17 protein-coding genes are annotated in these 18217 nt (G+C 46.6%); 13 read left to right on the top strand and 4 right to left on the bottom strand.

Annotated features, from left to right (window positions below):
* The first annotated feature begins 7 nt into the window (after nt 1-7).
* The 6 genes from AS034_RS01235 to AS034_RS01210 all read left to right on the top strand — a co-directional run bounded on the left by AS034_RS01235 (nt 8) and on the right by AS034_RS01210 (nt 6276).
* A complete protein-coding gene (locus AS034_RS01235) occupies nt 8-1642 on the top strand; it encodes a SagB/ThcOx family dehydrogenase (protein WP_058297175.1) in 1635 nt (544 codons plus the stop codon).
* Nucleotides 1643-2479: 837 nt separating this feature from the next.
* Entirely contained in the window at nt 2480-2605 is a 126-nt protein-coding gene (locus AS034_RS01230; protein WP_058297174.1) for a hypothetical protein, read from the top strand.
* Between the two features lie 85 nt (nt 2606-2690).
* Nucleotides 2691-3467, top strand: a complete 777-nt coding sequence (locus tag AS034_RS01225) for an MBL fold metallo-hydrolase (RefSeq protein ID WP_058297173.1) — start codon at nt 2691-2693, stop codon at nt 3465-3467.
* Nucleotides 3468-4130: 663 nt separating this feature from the next.
* Complete coding sequence (gene treR, locus AS034_RS01220; protein WP_058297172.1) at nt 4131-4850, top strand: trehalose operon repressor; 720 nt, start codon at nt 4131-4133, stop codon at nt 4848-4850.
* A 139-nt stretch (nt 4851-4989) separates the two neighbouring features.
* Nucleotides 4990-5790 (top strand): DUF6612 family protein, encoded by an 801-nt coding sequence (locus tag AS034_RS01215; protein ID WP_058297171.1) that lies wholly within the window; start codon nt 4990-4992, stop codon nt 5788-5790.
* A gap of 93 nt (nt 5791-5883) precedes the next feature.
* The gene (locus AS034_RS01210) at nt 5884-6276 is read left to right on the top strand and encodes a nucleoside 2-deoxyribosyltransferase (RefSeq protein WP_058297170.1); all 393 of its coding nucleotides are present in this window, start codon (nt 5884-5886) and stop codon (nt 6274-6276) included.
* A 115-nt stretch (nt 6277-6391) separates the two neighbouring features.
* On the opposite strand, the gene AS034_RS01205 is transcribed toward AS034_RS01210, so the two are convergent.
* Nucleotides 6392-8119 (bottom strand): amylo-alpha-1,6-glucosidase, encoded by a 1728-nt coding sequence (locus tag AS034_RS01205; protein WP_058297169.1) that lies wholly within the window; start codon nt 8117-8119, stop codon nt 6392-6394.
* 125 nt (nt 8120-8244) lie between these two features.
* Here AS034_RS01205 and AS034_RS01200 point away from each other — a divergent pair, with 125 nt between their 5' ends.
* The 3 genes from AS034_RS01200 to AS034_RS01190 all read left to right on the top strand — a co-directional run bounded on the left by AS034_RS01200 (nt 8245) and on the right by AS034_RS01190 (nt 13011).
* Nucleotides 8245-9726 (top strand): PTS transporter subunit EIIC, encoded by a 1482-nt coding sequence (locus AS034_RS01200; RefSeq protein ID WP_082641594.1) that lies wholly within the window; start codon nt 8245-8247, stop codon nt 9724-9726.
* A gap of 796 nt (nt 9727-10522) precedes the next feature.
* A complete protein-coding gene (locus AS034_RS01195) occupies nt 10523-11827 on the top strand; it encodes a hemolysin family protein (protein WP_058297168.1) in 1305 nt (434 codons plus the stop codon).
* An 80-nt stretch (nt 11828-11907) separates the two neighbouring features.
* A complete protein-coding gene (locus tag AS034_RS01190) occupies nt 11908-13011 on the top strand; it encodes an AI-2E family transporter (protein WP_058297167.1) in 1104 nt (367 codons plus the stop codon).
* 57 nt (nt 13012-13068) lie between these two features.
* Here the strand turns inward: AS034_RS01190 and AS034_RS01185 are convergent, their stop codons facing one another.
* Complete coding sequence (locus AS034_RS01185) at nt 13069-13488, bottom strand: MarR family winged helix-turn-helix transcriptional regulator (protein ID WP_058298054.1); 420 nt, start codon at nt 13486-13488, stop codon at nt 13069-13071.
* 81 nt (nt 13489-13569) lie between these two features.
* Nucleotides 13570-14304 (bottom strand): SDR family NAD(P)-dependent oxidoreductase, encoded by a 735-nt coding sequence (locus AS034_RS01180; protein WP_058297166.1) that lies wholly within the window; start codon nt 14302-14304, stop codon nt 13570-13572.
* A gap of 211 nt (nt 14305-14515) precedes the next feature.
* Here AS034_RS01180 and AS034_RS01175 point away from each other — a divergent pair, with 211 nt between their 5' ends.
* The 4 genes from AS034_RS01175 (at nt 14516) to AS034_RS01160 (ending at nt 16104) form a co-directional block, all read left to right on the top strand.
* Nucleotides 14516-14950, top strand: coding sequence for an NUDIX hydrolase (locus AS034_RS01175; RefSeq protein WP_058297165.1), 435 nt, complete (start codon nt 14516-14518; stop codon nt 14948-14950).
* Nucleotides 14951-15130: 180 nt separating this feature from the next.
* Nucleotides 15131-15331, top strand: coding sequence for a hypothetical protein (locus tag AS034_RS01170; protein ID WP_058297164.1), 201 nt, complete (start codon nt 15131-15133; stop codon nt 15329-15331).
* 24 nt (nt 15332-15355) lie between these two features.
* Nucleotides 15356-15661, top strand: coding sequence for a hypothetical protein (locus AS034_RS01165; protein ID WP_058297163.1), 306 nt, complete (start codon nt 15356-15358; stop codon nt 15659-15661).
* A 23-nt stretch (nt 15662-15684) separates the two neighbouring features.
* Nucleotides 15685-16104 carry a GNAT family N-acetyltransferase gene (locus AS034_RS01160; RefSeq protein WP_058297162.1) on the top strand — a complete coding sequence of 140 codons (420 nt, stop codon included), beginning with the start codon at nt 15685-15687 and terminating at the stop codon, nt 16102-16104.
* 457 nt (nt 16105-16561) lie between these two features.
* Here AS034_RS01160 and AS034_RS01155 read toward each other — a convergent pair whose 3' ends face one another.
* The gene (locus tag AS034_RS01155; protein WP_058297161.1) at nt 16562-18112 is read right to left on the bottom strand and encodes a hypothetical protein; all 1551 of its coding nucleotides are present in this window, start codon (nt 18110-18112) and stop codon (nt 16562-16564) included.
* Nucleotides 18113-18217: the final 105 nt, after the last annotated feature.

The raw sequence follows: 18217 nt of genomic DNA, 5'->3' as shown, positions 1-18217 counted from the left end.
TAGGAGGATGAATCTGGAAGAGTTTCTGCACAATCTGCAATTTGATATCGAGCGCGCCAATCAGCCGAACTGGGAAGCGGACTGGGATGATGCGCCACTCCCCTATAAGCTGTACCGGAAATTGCCGGGGGTGGCATTGTCTGCAGAAGTACCGCTGTCCCTCACCGGGATCCGGCCGCCGTCTGAACCTGATTTAGAAAGACTCGGCCATTTTCTCTGGTATGTCTACGGGATCACCGCGGTAACCCAGTCGGTGTATGGGGATGATCCCGGGGAAGAGGCGCCTTACCCCGTCCACTCGTACCGGCGGTTTGCTCCCTCCGGAGGGGCGCTGTATCCGAATGAACTTTATCTTTATTTAAAATTGGATGATCTGCCGGAGGGAATCTACCATTATGATGCCGCCCGTCATCGCCTCGACTTACTCAGGGAAGGGAATTTTGATTCGTATGTGGAACGGGCACTCGGCAATCGCTGTGACATCTCATCCTGTTTCGGCACGGTATTTGTCTCCACCCGATTCTGGAAAAACTTTTTCAAATATAATAACTTTTCTTACCGGCTGCAGGGGCTGGATGCCGGCGTTGCGGTTGGACAGCTGATTGAAACAGGCAAACGGTTTGGGTTTGAGTCAGGGGTGTATACTCAGTTTCTTGATACAGCCGTCAACCACCTGCTTGGACTGAACGAGGAAGAAGAAAACGTCTATTCTGTGATCCCGCTTTCGGCGGCTGTAACGAATTGGGCCGGAACCAGGAGGGGAATGGGAGGCGAATTCACGAGTGCAGAATTATGCCGGAAGATGCCTTCTATTACTACTGAACATTTCGAATGGTCGGAAAAGGTCAGGGAGTTTCCGATGTTACTCGCGGTGAACGAAGCTTCCAAGCTGGATTGTACCGGGTATTTTAGCAGGCTGGGCAGACTGCCGCGTGTTGACGGCTGGGAAAAAGAAATCCATTTGCCTGAGGCCGGGGCGCTCGAGTATGATTTTGTTTCGGCGTGCAAAAACCGTTATTCACCTGAGATGGATTTTGCGATGGGGAAGGTGAGCCAGGAGCAGCTGTCGGTTTTATTGAAAAGTGCACATCACTCTTTCCGAAACGACATAGATGAAATGACTTTCGACGTGGAACCCCGTGTTTCGATATACGGGTGTTTCTATAATGTAGAAGGCATACCTGATGGCGCCTACCACTATGACAGCGGCCGTCATTCATTGCGGCAGATCGATACAGGGGATTACCGCCTGCAGCTGCAATCAGGTTTGTCAATGGATAACGTCAATCTGCTTCAGGTGCCGCTGTGCCTTCACATCGTCGCTAACAAAGAACATTATAAAAACACCCTCGGATACCGAGGCTACAGGATCATGCAGATGGAAGCCGGCATGCTTGTCCAGCGACTGCTTTTGACTGCTTCCGCTTTGGGATTTGGCGGACACCCGCTGCTTGGGTTTGATACGACGCTGACGGATCGGATTTATGGATTGGAATTTGAGGGTGGAAGGACTGATTCTGGGGATCGAACTGCCGATTCGGGTGGCCGCACGACAGATTACGGTGGCAGAACCACCCTGATCCAAATACCAATCGGGCCATTTCGGGAGCGGGGATGGATGAAAGGGAGCTTATTGAGTTAGTGCAGTGCCGTGGGGATCGGGGGAGCCGCTTTTTGGTACTGATCGCTGCAGGTTTGATTGTGGTTTCTTGTAGATCGGGAACGGTTCCCGGTCTACTTTTTTATATAGAAAATCCTGGCCGTATTTATCACACTTCTTAAGCTGAATTAATCCGGTTAGTTTACTATTAATATTGAATTATGTGGGGAATTGAAGTATATGATGGTGAAATAGGTTAAATGTAGGTTGGGGGAGGATAATAGACGCCCGGATTACCCGGATTAAGATTCTATTGTGGTATTAAAGCGATTTTGCGTGATGAATCCAGTCATATTTAAGATTAGATGGCACTTGAATATCTAATAATGGGGGTTGTGACAGCTGGAATTGGAAATTAATTGGTTATTCTTTTAATTTCCGGTGGTAATCTTCGAAATTGGGTCGATAATCTTTTAATTTTCACCTATAATCTTCGAATTTAGCGGATTATTCTTTCGATTCTGCGATTAATTCAACCATATACCAAATAAATTTAATTCAACTGCTTACATAGCATGTCTGTGGAAGGTCAAGAAGACAGGCGTCACCTTGGGATCAGGTATATCCACAGAGCGGGGAAAGTTCCCAACCTATTTTTTGCGCGTTCTGTATCATAAATTCATACATAATTACATTAAAAAGCACAATGTCCCTCTTTTACCACGATGAGAAATCAGTAGTACATTTATACTCTTTTATATCCGTGTCCCAGTTTTTGTTTTTTCTACTGTTCTGAAGGGAAAACGCAGACTAGATACCAGATCTTTACTGGAAGTATTCTGAATTTAGTTATAAGACTGTTGAAAAGGAGGTTATCTAATGAATGAAGAAAAAGACAAGGACTCCATTGAACAGCAGAAAAAGAAGGAAGGAGGCCAGGACATAGATCCCCAGCGTGATACGGCCAAGCCTGCACACAGCAGGAATGAAAAGACCGACAAATAATTATAAAATCCCTGCTTACAGTCATCATCCATTGACTGGGAGGGTTTCTTATATAGGAGAATCCTTAAAAAAGGAGGAATGCACAATGAACAAGAAAATCCCTGTCACGTCTGTAAAATCCGGCCATCTGATTGAACCGGCACCGGGTATTCATCAATACACCAATCAGGTAGTCAATCTTTTTTTCATTGATATTGAAGGTGATTCAAATCGCTGGGTGCTGATTGATGCCGGGATGCCAAAGTCCGCTGACGAAATAATGGAACAGGCGGAAAAGCTTTACGGAAAGGGTGCGCGTCCGGAAGCCATCTACCTGACACACGGTCACTTTGATCATATCGGCAGTCTTGAAAAGCTAATCAGTGTTTGGGACGTGCCGGTATATGCCCATAAGGAGGAGTTCCCTTATTTAACCGGGGAGCTTGATTATCCTAAGCCTGACCCGAATGCAGGTAAAGGCATGGTGGTGAAACTGTCTCCAAAGCTCTTCCCGAATGAGGGGATCGATATAAGCGGAAACATTCACCCCTATTCAGATGATCATCAGCTGCCCCACCTGCCGGGCTGGCAATGGATTCACACGCCGGGGCATACACCGGGACATGTCTCGTTTTATCATCACGATAGCAGGATCCTGATCGCAGGTGACGCATTAATTACCGTTAAACAGGAATCCTTATCCCACGTACTCACTCAGCAGAAGGAGCTTGATAGTCCCCCGGATTATCTGACGCAAAATCAGGATTTAGCCTTCCGATCAATCAAGGTGATCCTGAGTATGAAGCCGCATCTTCTGCTCAGCGGTCATGGGAAGCCGATGAATGTGGAGGAGTTGAATAAGAGTGTCGGGGATTTGGATTAGAAATAAAGTGAAGCCTTTCTGATTATGGGAGGGCTTCACTTTTTTAGTCGTATCAGTTTGATAATCCCCATGCTGTTCAGGGTAGTGGGGGAACGATATTTCACATGGTAAAATCCTTCCCCGCTGCCTGGCGAATGTTCTTTAATAAGAAAAGAAGCGGGAGAAATCAGGGCAGTACATATAAATTTCGAATTGAGTGTGAAATTGAAGCTTCGGAGGGCTGGATTAGATTAAATGGAGGTTGAGGCTGGATAATAGAACACCGTTTTTTGTCAGGAATGGAGGTTTGAAGCTATACTCCGTGGTTAATTCAGGCACATTTGGTTTTGAGACTTCGTTAGAGGACTCTTGATAGAGTTTGAAAGGGGAATGTTGCAGATGGAATTGGAAAAAAGTTGGTTATTCTTTCGATTCTGGTCGTTAATCTTCGAAATGAATTCGAAAATCTTTTAATTTCCACCTTAAATCTTCTAATTTAGACGATTATTCTTTCAATTCTGCCTATAATTCCATCAATTACCAAGATAATCCATAATTTCAGACTGCGGTAGTAGCCGTAACCACCGGTCAACGGCAGTGATATTAATGAACCGGGGTACCTGTCCACATGAATTTTATGGTACTATCTCAATAAGAAGCACAAGCGGAATACAGGAGGCAGCCATGCCAAAAACGAAATACATTGAGATTTATGAAGACCTGAAACATAAGATTGAACAGAATATTTATGAGTACCAGCAGCTGCTGCCTTCGGAGAACACACTGGTGAAGGAGTATGAGTGCTCGCGGAATACGGTGCGTCGTGCGATCGGGAATCTGGTGAACGACGGGTATGTTCAGACGAAGCACGGGCAGGGCGTACGTGTCATTTATCAGGATTTCAAGCAGAATGAATATATGTTCGGGGAGACGGAGTCGTTCAAGGAGTTTGCCCGGCGAAATCATAAGCAGCATGAGACGAAGGTGATTTTGTTTGAGGAACTGACGGTGGATGAGGAGATTCATGCGCACACGCTGATCCCGGTCGGGGTCGAGGTGTATCATCTGAAGCGGGTCCGCTACCTTGAAGGAAAACCTGTCATCATGGACCACAACTATTTCAGGAAGGATGTCGTGAAGGGGCTGACGGCCGAGATCGCGGAGGATTCCATTTATCAATATCTCGACAGGGAGCTCGATCAGCGTGCGGTCACCGCGAAGCGGAAGATGGTGGTGGAACGTACGACGGAAGAGGATGAGACTTATTTAAATCTCGACGGATTCAACAGCGTCGTCGTCGTGACGAGCCATATCTTCAATTCGGATGGTGTCATGTTTGAGCATACCCAGTCGCGGCATACGCCGGGGAATTTTGTGTTTTTTGATCAGACACGGAGGAAGTAGGAACTGAGGCGGATTGCTCACCGCGGGAGATCGGCCGGTCATACCGGATAGATTCAGCAGCTGGAATTTGTCAGGAGGAGGACTCTCTCAATATGAGGGTGGTTCTCCTTTTACTTTTATTAGACATACAGGGGGTAAAATGAAGAAATTATTTTTAACATCACTTGCAATAAGTACTTTGACTCTCGGATTATCAGCGTGTTCGCCAAAACCGGATACACCGGAAGAGATTTTGGATGCTTCCATCAAGGCAATGGAAGAAACGAATAGTTTTCAGATAGACATGAATATTGACCAGGATCTCATATACGGACCTCCAAGAGGCGAACTTGACAAACAGACAGCTAAGATTGTGACAGATTACGTCAAGGAACCAGAAGGATTGCATCTCAACACTCAAATGAACGTGGCCGGTGCAAAGGTTGATGCAGAAATGTATCTTGCAGAAAGCGAAGTGTATACGACTTCTTCGAGATGGGATCACTGGTACAAAGGGAAGGAGGATGGTTATCAGCCGTCTCTGGATACGGTCAGGAAGATGGTGGACCTGGATAAGAGACTGGAATGGTTAAAAACTCATTCAGAAGAAATGGAAGTAAAGGAAGAGGAGGAACAATGGGTTCTTACCTTCACCGGTGAAGGTGACAAATTCAATCGCTTCACTGAATTCATACTGGATCTTTCCAAACCGGCTCTTTATCACTCCAAATACTTGGAAGATATTAAAACAAACGACCTGACTTACAGTATTTACATCAATCGGGAAAGCTTTCTGCCCGCCAAGTCTGATATCAACATGGATATCGAGATGATGAATGAACTGGATGGTAACGAGATGGCCACCACCCAAACCATTAAAGAGACTTACACGAAGATAGACGAAATTGAGGCCATTACCATTCCTTCAGAGGTGAAGGATACGGCGAAGGATAAGTTTTAGTTCAGACGGAAATCGACCGCGATCATGGATTCTATTGCAGATGAGGTTGGCTAAGAATCACAAAAATTTAACAACATAAAGGGAGAAGGGTACATGGAGAAATTTTACGTAGCATCCAGCTTTCGTAACCTCGATGCTGTCCGCTATGTCACCAGTAAATTAGTAGATAACGGTTATTTTCATACATACGATTGGACCACCAGTGAAAAGTCAAAAGGCTCATTAACATTGGATGATCTAAAAACAATCGGAGAGAATGAGAAAAAGGCTGTCATGGAGTCTGATTTTATTGTTGTTTTATTACCCGGCGGGAAAGGGACACATATTGAATTGGGTATTGCCCTCGGCCAGGGAAAGCGGATCTTTCTTTATTCGCCGGACAGAGAGATAGAGAACGTGGAAACGACGAGTACGTTTTATCACTTACCTGAAGTGGAAAAGTGTTTCGGGACACTTGATGATTTATTGAAGAAAATTTCAGGATGAATGGCTTTTTATCTAGGGCTTTTTTTGAAAGAAACAAAATAGGTAAGTAGAAACACCCAGGATCTTAAAGCCTGGGTGTTTTACTGTCTAATTGTTTTTCAGAATACGTCTTGTATTATCCAGCCAGTCTCCCAGCCAAATGAATAAACACACTCGACGTCCATGTATGCGCAAGATCCCTCAATCCCTCACCGGTCTCAGCATGGAAGTTCTCCGCGAATCCTCCGTGCTTGCAAAGGTCAAGGAATTTCCAGGCTACGTCCTTCGCCAGTTCATGTTCCCCGCATTCTTCAAATGCTTCCACGAACAGAAGGGTGGTCGGCGCCCAGATCGGGCCGCGCCAGTAGGCATCTTCTTCATAAAGAGGGCTGTCGATTGCTTCAGAGGCGATTCCCCATTTGGTCAGGTAGCGGTCGCTCTTCAGTGTCTCGATCATTTTTCTGCGGGCAGATTCCGGCAGTTTTTCCCCAAGTATGATGGAAACCAGTGGCAGATAGCCTTCGCTTTCGATCTCTTTTCTGTCCCTTGTGAAGCGGGCGACGGGCAGGTCGTCAACTAGGAAGTATTCGCAGAATTTCTCTGTGTATCTGTCCGCTTCTTTTTCCCAGTGGGCTTGGTCTTCTGTCCTGTTGAGTTTTCCAGCCACGACTGCGAGCATGTCCATCGATTTGATCAGGAAGGCTGTCAGGTCGGGTGAATCGATGATGTCGGCATCCCTGAACACGGTGCTGTTGTCCTGGCCGGAGTCATTTCCGTGATGGTATTCGCAGATACCGTCGCGGTTGAAGTCCTTGTATTGAAGGTAGAATTCTACGTGTCTCTTGATCTGTGAAAAAATGGTCTCCAGCTGTTCGGTGGAGAGGGTCATCTTTTCCATCATCTTCAAGACGAACAAACCTTGCACCGGCGGCTTGGAGAAGTTCCAGCGGATGGTCGAGTCGCTGACGGAACCCGGGATCTGGCCTTTGTCGTCCTGGTGGTCGAATAGAAGCTGGATCTGATCCCATGCGAGTTCATCGTCGACACCGGCAAGGGCCAGTCCGTTGAAGGCGTTGTCCCAGCTCCATACACCAGGGAAGTTTGCATTCGACATATACATCGCTTTTCGTTTCAGCAGGCCTTGCTCATTGACGATGCAGGTCCAGTTCAAATACGCGGCTTCTCTCAGTGTTTGTTCATATCCTGCAGGGACAGCCGGCTGTTTTTCCAAGAATGATAGAAAATGATTCGTGCTTTTATCGAGTGCGGCCTCGAATGAGTAGTCCCGTTCTTCAGGGAAACCCCCATTGGTCGGCACGTCTTCGATAACACATAGGAAGTCCCCGGCACCTTCAAGTTGGGAAATATGAATAGAAGACAGATTATCCGCCTCGACCGTGCTCCCGGTTGTGTCCATGAAAACATTCTGCTGAAGGGAGACGTTGCCGTCCGGGGCAAAGATCATGTACTTGGTGAGATTCTTGTAGCTGTTGATCAGGCAGAATTCTTCGCCGGGATTCCCTAATAGATAGTTGTATTCGAAGTTGAATACTGGCTGGGTGTCGAGGATGAGCCCGACATTGTCTCCGGTTCCTTTTACAAAAATACGCTCGGAATCCTCGAAGCAGAGGTGAAGTTCCCCTTCGTCGAAGGAAAGTGAGATCTGGAATTCGTCTGCTTCATATGTGTAAGGAACGGGGCTTCCGTTCACGGCCGGGATGACCTTTAGGGCATTTTGGTGCTGCTTGGATTTCCCCCTAACCGAGTTCAGGTACAAGCCTGTTTTTTCTGGCGTTTCTCTTTTCTGGTAAGTGAGGGCCATATAGGAACCGAAGTGGCTCATCGGTGTAATGCTAATATCCATATTGAACACTCCTTTTTCAAAATTGTCTTGACATTAATTGATAACAATTTATACTGTACTATAACGAACTTGTTTAAACAAGTTGAAAATTTTATGAAAGCGATTTATTGAAGGAGGTCACGAGGATGAGCTTTAAGGAAAATGTTGCTGATATCATAAAAAATATAGGCGGCTCCGGGAACGTCAGCAGTGCGTCGCATTGTGTGACAAGACTGCGCCTGGTGCTGGTGGATGAAAGTTTAGTAGATAAAGATGCCCTTGAAGAAAATGAACTGGTGAAAGGGACGTTCACGGCGAGCGGTCAATTCCAGGTGATCATCGGTCCGGGCATGATTGAAAGGGTTTACAGCGAATTTGTCACGCAAACCGGTGCGGAGGCCGTGACGAAGGATGATATGAAGAAGGAAGTGGCCGAGAAGGGGAATGTCATCCAGAAGGGCGTCCGGGTGCTCGCGGATATCTTCATACCGATCCTGCCGGCGATCGTTGCGGCCGGTCTATTGCTCGGGCTGAATAATATGCTCGCCAATCCAGGCATCTTCTATGATGAAAAATCACTGCTTGACGTTCACACCGGCTGGACAGGCTTTGCCGAATTCATCAATGTGATTGCGAATACAGCGTTTACATTCCTTCCGGTGCTCATCGCCTGGTCGGCTGCGAAGAAGTTCGGTGGAAGCCCGCTGCTTGGGATCGTACTTGGTTTGTTACTAGTTCACCCATCGCTTATGTCCGCTTATGCATATGCGGAGAATCCGGGGGACGTTGAATACTGGAGCCTGTTCGGATGGGACATTGCGAAGATCGGGTATCAGGGTCAGGTCCTGCCGGTCATTTTTGCGACATGGATCTTGACCTGGTCTGAAAAGCAATTGAAGAGGGTCATCACGGATAATTTACAGATGATTTTTGTGGCACCGCTTGCATTGGTATTCGCGGGGTTGCTGACGTTTGGAGTCATCGGACCGATCACGATGACAGGTTCGAACTGGATCACAGACGGCATCCTGTATCTGTTTGAAGTATCGCCTGTCATTGCCGGCGCCGTGTATGGATTCATCTCCGGTCCGCTTGTGATCACAGGGATGCATCACATCTTCCTGGGTGTCAACTTGCAAATGGCCGGAACGCTTGGCTACGTTACACTGTGGCCGATCGGGGAAACGGTTACACTTGCCCAAGGTGCTGCAGCATTGACGATGTTCTTCATCATTAAGCAGAACAAGAAATTGAAAGGTGTTTCTTTAACGGCAACACTGTCTGCATGGCTAGGGGTAACGGAACCGGCCATCTACGGTATCAACCTCCGATTCCGCTATCCGTTCATCGCTGTGATGATCGGAAGCGCGGTCGGAAGTGCTTACTTGGCCGCACAGGGAGTGAAGGCGACATCCGTAGGAGTGGGCGGCGTGTTATCATTCCTGTCCGTTTATCCGGAACACTGGACATTCTACTTTACGGGCATGGCCATTACGTTTATCATCACGGTTGGATTGACGTTCGGGTTCTTTAAGAGTAATTTCTTTAAGAAGACGGCTGATGGAAAAGCTGGTGCTAAGAGTGGTGCTGGTGAGAAGAAGTTGAAAGCGGAAAATGTATCGGTTTGATGATTTTTACGGGGTACCCAGTGATGGGGCCTCGTTTTTTTGGTTGTATAGGGTCGAGAGGGGGGGCTCATGCTTGTTATCGGGGGGTATTATCGGGTCATGAATTGTGTTTATTATCAAAACCGGCCGACTTATTATCAAAAATCCCAATATATTATCAAAACCGACCCATTTATTATCAAAAATAGAAATATATTATCAAAAACTTGTAATCATCGCTTTTAATACGTGGTGGTGTATCGTTGAGAGTTCTGAGGCAGAAATGCACCCAGAGCCCCAGACCGGCCCCCTCTTACCATACACGCAGTCCAACATCGTCCCTGATATACGCCTCCCGCCAAGATACTTATCCAAAAAGTAAGGTGTGAACCGTCCCCAACTAACCTCATCTTTTACGGTCTATCCACGATGATCCAAGCTAACGCAAGAGGGGGAACAACGTTTTCACAAGCTTTAAAGACCCCAGGGATGGTAAAAAATAAATAGTAATAGATTGTTTGATTAAAAACCCGGAATTAGGTAAAATCTTTTTATATTCATTTTTTTGAAACGGCTGGGGGGATGGAAATGGGACAGAGAAGCTAAGATTGCTTGCGGGACGCGCAGGAATATATGTTGGTACGTATCAGCGCGGGCTGCTGAAAGCCGGAAGGTCTGCTTCTCATGACAGGTTCTATGCTATCCCTTCATTAGATAAGTAGATTCATAAGCTTTCATCTCCCGTCATCATTTACTTTGTGAATGTATTTTTAAAAATAATGGAGGTGTAAGCCTCGTCCATGGATGAGGCTGCTAATTGACAACGTCTATAAATTTACTTTTGATTGCTTTATTGATTGCTTTGACCGCATTTTTCGTGGCGACTGAGTTCGCGATTGTGAAGGTGCGGGGGTCGAAAATCGACCAGCTTGTTGCCGAGGGCAGAAAGGGGTCGATGGCGGCGAAGAAAGTCGTGACGCATCTCGACGAGTATCTGTCTGCCTGTCAGCTCGGGATCACCATCACAGCCCTTGGACTGGGGTGGCTTGGTGAGCCTACCGTTGAGAAAATCCTGCATCCATTGTTCGCTTATATGGAGCTGAATGAGACACTCACGCATCTGCTGTCATTCGGTATCGCATTTGCGCTTGTGACCTTCCTTCACGTCGTGGTCGGCGAACTGGCACCGAAAACAGTGGCGATCCAGAAAGCCGAGGCTGTGACATTGCTGTTCGCTGGCCCGATCATCTGGTTCTACCGGGTCATGTATCCGTTTATTTGGCTTTTGAACGGTTCAGCCAGGGTGTTTGTGGGTATATTTGGACTAAAGACTGCTTCTGAGCATGACGAGGTCCATACTGAAGAAGAGCTGCGGATCCTTCTTTCGGAAAGCTATCAAAGCGGGGAAATCAATAAGAATGAATTGAAGTATGTGAACAACATCTTTGAATTCGATGAGCGGATCGCCAAGGAAATCATGGTGCCGCGAAAAGAAATCGTCTCGCTTTCGATCGACGATACATTCGCCGACGTGGTGGAGACACTGAGAAAAGAGAATTTCACCCGTTATCCGGTTATCGATGGTGATAAGGATAACATCAAAGGGTTCGTCAATATGAAGGAGCTTCTGACGGAGACGGTGACAAGGAATCTTGAAGAGGACCATTTCAGGGTTCATTCGTTCCTTAATCCGATCATTACCGTCATCGAGACGATTGCGATCCATGACCTGCTTGTGAAGATGCAGAAGGAACGCGTGCATATCGCAGTGCTGATCGATGAATACGGCGGAACGGCCGGGATTGTGACGGTTGAGGACATCCTTGAAGAAATCGTCGGTGAGATCCGTGATGAATTTGATGAGGATGAGGTCGCCGAGGTCAGAAAGCTGAAGGAAGGACATTACCTGCTTGATTCGAAGGTGCTGATCAATGAGGTGAACGCTCTTCTGGGCATTTCGATCGACGTTGGGGAACTTGACATCGACACGATCGGAGGCTGGTTCATGACGCATAACATCAATTCCAAAATCGGCAGTGTCATCGAAGAAGAGGGATACCGCTTCAAGATCATTGAAAAAGACGGCATCCAGCTCCGTTACCTTGAAGTGACGAAGCTTTAAATGCAAGAAAAGCAACTGGTTTGGTAGACCGGTTGCTTCTTTTCATACTTATGAACATTCTTTTAAGGTAGGTGATTCAATTGGCAAAAAGCAAACTGTATCGATGGAGCATCCAGATTCTCATCATCTTGACCATCATTTATGTCGCAACGAAAGTCCAGTTTTTATTTCAGCCGATCGGGGTCCTGTTCTCCACAATCTTTTTCCCGATCATCATTGCCGGATTCCTTTATTTCCTGTTGAATCCCCTGGTGAATCTGCTTGAAAAACTGAAGCTGCCGAGGTCGGTCGCCATCCTTGTCCTTTATGCATTGATCATCGGGGCGATCAGCCTGATTATCGGAAATATCGCACCGATCATTTCAAAACAGGTGACCGGACTGATTAACGATATGCCTGACTATGTAAGGCAGACCCGTGATTATATCATCCATTTATCCGAGAGTGAACAGTTCAAGTGGATGATGAATCAGGATTATGTTCCGCTTGAGGATATCGAGAAACGTCTGGGTGAGTATGCCAATACCCTTCCTGACAATATCACCACCGCCATCACTGGATTTTTCGGCATCCTGACAAGCATAGCGATCACGATCGTCACGGTTCCATTCCTGTTGTTCTTCATGTTCAAGGACGGACATAAGCTTCCGAATGCGATTGCAAAATTCATGCCGGATGCGTATCGCGAAGAAGGATTGAAAACATTGCACGACACGAATGATACACTGGCCGCATACATCCAGGGGCAGCTTCTCGTCGGCCTGTTCGTCGGGACACTGACCTTCATCGGCTATCTGATCATCGGGCTTCCGTACGCGCTGGTGATGGCCCTCATCGGAGCGGTCACGAACATCATCCCGTACCTGGGGCCGTTCCTTGGGGCAGCTCCGGCCGTCATCATCGCATTGTTCGATTCACCGACGAAAGCCATTCTCGTCGTGGTCGTCATCCTGATCGCCCAGCAGATCGAAGGGAACGTGCTGTCGCCGCTCATCCTCGGGAAGAGCCTCGACACACACCCTGCAACGATCATCATCCTGCTCCTTGTGGCAGGTAATCTTGCCGGAATCCTCGGCATGATCCTTGCGATCCCGACGTATGCAGTGGCGAAGACCATCGTCGTGAATGTCGTGAAGTTCATCAGAATGCGCCGGTATAACTTGAGTGAGTTGAAAAAAGAATAGTGTGTTTCAATAGAAAGCCCGTCCCTCCATTATCAGAGGGACGGGCTTTTTCATCTGTTATAAAAAATGATTTAACTTCTCATAAATGGAGGTCAGCTGACGGCGCTCGTCTTTTGACAGCTTTTCAAAAAGATTCCTGCGCAGATTCTGACCTTCGTCGGCTGCTTTGTTGACCATTTCGATCCCTGCATCCGTTATTTCCAGATAGCTGTTTCTCCGGTCCTTCTCATCGAATAATCGTACGATTAGATCCTTCGATACAAGTTTATTAGCCAGATTGGTTAGGGAGGGAGGGGTGATGCCCAGGTTTTTGGCGATATCGGATGGACGGCTTTTCCCGTTCACCTGCAAATGGCTGAGGACCAAGATGTGAGAGATGCCGAGGCTTTCCTTGAACGACTTGTTCCACTGTATGAGGAGTTTATTTGTGACTTGATCCATTGTGTGAAGCAATTCAAATATCGATTGATCTTTCATAGCGGATATCCTGCCTTTTTTTAAGAATAAGAAGCCCTCATCATACCAATGGGGCTTCACAGCTGATTCTATCATATCACATTATTGAGCGGAGAATCCTCCATCGATCACGAGCTCGGCTCCGGTGATGTAAGAAGACTCATCAGAGGCAAAATATAAGGCGGCGTTAGCGATATCCCCGGGTTTCCCTAAACGCTGCAGGGGTGTGGCCATGATGAGCTGTCCCAGAAGCTCCTTCGAAGTCTGAAGGCCCTGGGTCATCGGGGTCTCGATGATGCCCGGAAAGAGGGTGTTCACACGTACTCCCTGGCGTCCAAACGTCGTGGCCGCTGCCTTTGACAGAGCCCGGACTGCTCCTTTCGAGGCTGAATAATGATTGAACCCTTGTCCGATTTGGGCGGTGTAGGAAGAGATATTGATGATGGATCCTTTTTTCTGCTCTGCCATGATGGGAGCGATGTGTTTGATTCCTGCGAATGGGCCGTAGCCGTTGATCGACAGCATCTTATCCCAATCCTCCAGACCGATTTCCTGGAAAGGCTTTTCTGAAGAAATTCCGGCATTGTTGACAAGGATATCGATTTTTCCGAACCGTTCCTTCACCTCTTCTGCCAAAGCAGCCCAGTCTTCATCCGAACTTACATTTAGTTTCATCCCGTAGACGTTTTTCTTTTTACTTGCTTTCCTTAACGCTGTTTCATTGATGTCGGCGGCAATGACGATCGCCCCTTCTCTTGCAAAAAGGTCAACCATGTTCTCCCCGATGCCTGAGGCTCCGCCTGTGATGATCGCCACTTTATTCTCGAGTCTTCCCATTTTCTATTCCTCCCCAAATTGTATCAGTTATTATTTAGTCGTCTAACTATTAGACAACTAAATAATAACATCTTTTAAAGCAGGAGGCTACAAATTGAGTGCTGGATGTTATATCCAAACAAGCAGTTGTTTGAGGAGGAAATCTTTGTCTTGGAGTGGAACTAGTAGAGGAGACGCCGGTTTTACCGGCCGGGGAAAAGGGGGAAGATTCATGTTCATCGTCAACGTTGAAGCAGCTATCCATCGTGATGGAAAGTGGCTCTTAATAAGAAGAAGTGAAAAAGAGGAGCATGCGGCGGGGGAACTTTCACTCGTCGGAGGGAAATGTGATCCTGAAGGGGTGTCGAGTGACATACTCGAACGGACCCTGATCCGGGAAGTGGAGGAAGAAGTGGGAGCGGTGATAGGCGGGCTTGTCTATGTGAACAGTTCTTCCTTTGTAACGGATACGGGGGTAAACGTGGTTGATATCGTGTTCCTTTGTCAGCTTCAATCCGGCGAGCCTTACCCGAAGAGTCCGGATGAAGTCGGTGAGGTGTTGTGGATGACGACGTCTGAAATATTGTCAAATGAGGAAATCCCGGATTATTTAAAAACGAATGTCTCGCTTGCAGAGACGAAGCTTCAGGGTGCCGGCTGCTCATAATGAAAAAAGTGTTCATGACATCATGAACACTTCAGCCTGACCATGATCGTCACGCCGCCCTGGTTCGCGTTACGCCGATCGTGGCGGCAGGATGCGGGTTATCATCCTGTCTTTAGCTTAAAGTATGAAACGCGTTTCAGAGCAAGGGAATTTTTTGAAAAATGTAAAGGAGAGTCCAACATGATGTATTTTTTTATTTTCATCGGAGTCATCGTTCTTTATTTTGGAATCAGGATTTGGATCGGCTCCAGAAAGATGGTTTTTTATGGGAACAGCTTGAAAAATCAATCTCGCAATTCCAGAGATGAAGCATATGAAAAATCTGCACAGCATGCCCCTCAGCTTAGGAATAACAATAACCGGGGCGGGGGTCCTGCATAACTATTCTTGATAGGGGATTGTATGATGAAAAAATGGATCGGGATTATAAGCACACTCATTCTGATGTTTCTTATTTTGCACAGCACACCGCATCTGGCAGTAAGGACCAGCGTTTTTGTCATGGGATATCCTGCCGCAGCATTGAAATCAGGCATTGCAGACGATGTATTTCAAAAATATGTGGATACAGACGATTTAAGCGGATCAAATGAAAAAGTATACACCCTCACAGAGCCGCCGGTAGAAGAAGCCACCCAGGGGCAGTTGAGGAATTATCGCGTAAAGAAAATCGGTTTTCTGCATTTCGCTGAGTATTATGGTGAAGGGTGAACCTAGCTTAAAGGGGGGAGTAAATGAAACTCGACATAAAAGAAGAATTTCACACCGATGATCTTGAGGAAATGAAAGCAGTCTATCAATCTGTGGGATGGATGAAGCATTCTCCTGAGGTGATTAAGCAGGTCTTTGAATCCAGCAATGTCATTGTGATTGTCAAAGCAGAGGAACAGGTTGTCGGTTTTGGAAGGGCCCTGTCTGACGGTGTGTTCAATGCCGCCATCTATGATATCGTCGTTCACCGGGAGTTTCAAAATCAAGGCATCGCCTGTAAGATCATGAGGAGGTTATTGGAAAGACTCGAGGGAGTTTCCTGCGTCCATTTGATTTCCACGAGCGGGAATGAGGAGTTTTATAAGAAGTGCGGTTTCAGAAAGGTGAAGACGGGGATGGCGCGGTATATCCGGGAGGAATTGCAGGATGAGTATCTTGAGTGATGCTTGTCTTTTTTTGTTTGGAAGCAGCGGTTTTTGAGTTTGATAATAAATAGGCAATTGTGATGATATACGCTGGGATTTGCTTGTATTTCAAAAAGATCGCAGATTGGTTCAGTGATGATGGGGTGTTTTGATAATAAATCGTTGATTTTCGATAATAAAACTTTTGATTTCGATAATAAAATTCGGATTTTCGATAATAACCCCCGATTTAATCCATCGCAATGGTTGATTTACTCTCCTTTTTAAGTGGAGGCAGCCAAATTATAGTTCCGAATACATGTATTGGGTGTTTTTTAGGTGGGTTTTAATAAAAAGTGGTCTTGAAACAACACAAATAAAGCCTGTACTCCGCTTTTTTCAAGAATGGAAGCGGCTGTAATGAGGGATAGTTTGTGGCTCAACCCAAACAAAAAGCCCGCATCCAGGCCAACCAGGATGCAGGCATCTTTCCCAATCAATACAAGTTAAAGATATAAGGGCCTATGAACGTAATGTAGAGCAGGATATACGTGCCCATGAAGTAAAATGCGCCGCCCATCGAGCCCCAATCCGGGTCCCGGCCGAATTTCCAGATGGCGAGAGTGATGACCGTCAGGAAGGTGATGACGGCATAGCCACTGCCCGGAAAGAGGAGATACCCCGGGGCCATCTGCTCAAAGTAGGCATTCATTGCATTCTGCGTATAGGAAACCGGCATGAAAATAAAGATGATGATGGAAAGGTACTCAACCCAGCTGATCCCGTCTTTCTCGAATGCGTTCGGCTTAAAGATGTACATGAGGATTAGTAAGAACAGGGAAGGCAGCACCCAGTAGAATGAAGTCATGATTGTCACCAGGCTGCTGAACATCATGAGCACGCCGTTATTGATGGCTTCTTTAACAGAACTCTTCGACCAGTTGGTGCTTTCCGAGATGACCTCCGGATTTCGGGAGCTCCCTTTCAGTGCATAGTCTGCTCCGTCATAATTCACCCAGACAATCGCTTCATCGGAAATCTTCACCGGCGGATAGGATACGTGTTTCGTCGTACTCACCGGTGCTGCACTGAAGACTGCACCATCTTCTAAAGGTGCGGCATACACGCTGACCGTGTTGTTATCCCCGATCTTTGTGCCTTCCGATGTAAGGAGGATCATTTCTCTCCCTTCCATTTCCATCAGCTGCACGCCCCCGGGACTCATCAGCTTCTGTCCGGTATCACTAAGATCGAACTCTACTTTTTCCCCTTCCAGCATGGAATTTCCTATCTTCCCAACTGGAGTCTCGAGCTTGAATACATTATAGGCAAGTGTTCCCTGGCTCCTTGACTTTTGATTATAAAAAACAAGCAGGTTTCCGTCCTTTATTTTAAACGTAAGTCCATCCATCTTCTTATTAGGTGAGCTGTCGACAGTCAGGAAAGCGCCGCTCGCAAGCTGCTTTTCATCTAAGTAATAAAGAACGTCGTGTGTATTGTCTTTCTCGACTTGAACGACCGCGCTCCCGTTGTCTGCCACATACATGCCGGCAATGGCATTCGGGAAGGTATGAACATCGGAGGAGGTTCTTTTCTCCACATCGTACCGGCTCAATGTACCGTCTTTCCAGAAGAAGACGTCATTCTTTCCTGTTCCGAGACCGGCAATATCTTTTTCAAGAATCTGTTCTTCGCCGCTGGAGGACAAAAGTAAATTTCCGCCTTTATAAAAAATGTACTGCTTTCCATCCGTCCAAAATGGGTACCCTCTCGTAATCTTTGTTTTTGTCGTGCTCTCTTCGGAGATTGCCAGTTTATCATTCATCTTGATTGTCTGCACATGACCGTCTGATGCGATATGTATCTTGTCTTCAGCATCCACAAATACCTGGGGCTTCTCCTTGAACGATTCCTCGAATGGCAGCGACCTGCTCCATCCCTGTTGCGGAAGCTCTTTCACAAGCAGCAGTTGATGGACGAATAGTGCTGCTATAAATATCAACGTAATCCCAATTGGCAATCCAAAGGCTTTCAACTTCTCTTTCATTGCATAACATCCCCCATAGTTGTCTGTATAATTTTGAATTTTAACACAAAGGTGCCGTCATAACACCATAATTTTACAAATCACTAAATCAGAGCACACTAAAAT

It is taken from the genome of [Bacillus] enclensis (assembly GCF_001456935.1).
Classification (GTDB): Bacteria; Bacillota; Bacilli; order Bacillales; family Bacillaceae_B; genus Rossellomorea; species Rossellomorea enclensis.
This window is presented reverse-complemented; position numbering and strand designations above follow the sequence as displayed.

Coding starts and splice junctions, on each gene's coding strand:
- AS034_RS01235 (WP_058297175.1), top strand. CDS start 8: ATGAATCTGGAAGAGTTTCTGCACAATCTGCAATTTGATATCGAGCGC.
- AS034_RS01230 (WP_058297174.1), top strand. CDS start 2,480: ATGAATGAAGAAAAAGACAAGGACTCCATTGAACAGCAGAAAAAGAAG.
- AS034_RS01225 (WP_058297173.1), top strand. CDS start 2,691: ATGAACAAGAAAATCCCTGTCACGTCTGTAAAATCCGGCCATCTGATT.
- treR (WP_058297172.1), top strand. CDS start 4,131: ATGCCAAAAACGAAATACATTGAGATTTATGAAGACCTGAAACATAAG.
- AS034_RS01215 (WP_058297171.1), top strand. CDS start 4,990: ATGAAGAAATTATTTTTAACATCACTTGCAATAAGTACTTTGACTCTC.
- AS034_RS01210 (WP_058297170.1), top strand. CDS start 5,884: ATGGAGAAATTTTACGTAGCATCCAGCTTTCGTAACCTCGATGCTGTC.
- AS034_RS01205 (WP_058297169.1), bottom strand. CDS start 8,119: ATGGATATTAGCATTACACCGATGAGCCACTTCGGTTCCTATATGGCC.
- AS034_RS01200 (WP_082641594.1), top strand. CDS start 8,245: ATGAGCTTTAAGGAAAATGTTGCTGATATCATAAAAAATATAGGCGGC.
- AS034_RS01185 (WP_058298054.1), bottom strand. CDS start 13,488: ATGAAAGATCAATCGATATTTGAATTGCTTCACACAATGGATCAAGTC.
- AS034_RS01180 (WP_058297166.1), bottom strand. CDS start 14,304: ATGGGAAGACTCGAGAATAAAGTGGCGATCATCACAGGCGGAGCCTCA.
- AS034_RS01175 (WP_058297165.1), top strand. CDS start 14,516: ATGTTCATCGTCAACGTTGAAGCAGCTATCCATCGTGATGGAAAGTGG.
- AS034_RS01170 (WP_058297164.1), top strand. CDS start 15,131: ATGATGTATTTTTTTATTTTCATCGGAGTCATCGTTCTTTATTTTGGA.
- AS034_RS01165 (WP_058297163.1), top strand. CDS start 15,356: ATGAAAAAATGGATCGGGATTATAAGCACACTCATTCTGATGTTTCTT.
- AS034_RS01160 (WP_058297162.1), top strand. CDS start 15,685: ATGAAACTCGACATAAAAGAAGAATTTCACACCGATGATCTTGAGGAA.
- AS034_RS01155 (WP_058297161.1), bottom strand. CDS start 18,112: ATGAAAGAGAAGTTGAAAGCCTTTGGATTGCCAATTGGGATTACGTTG.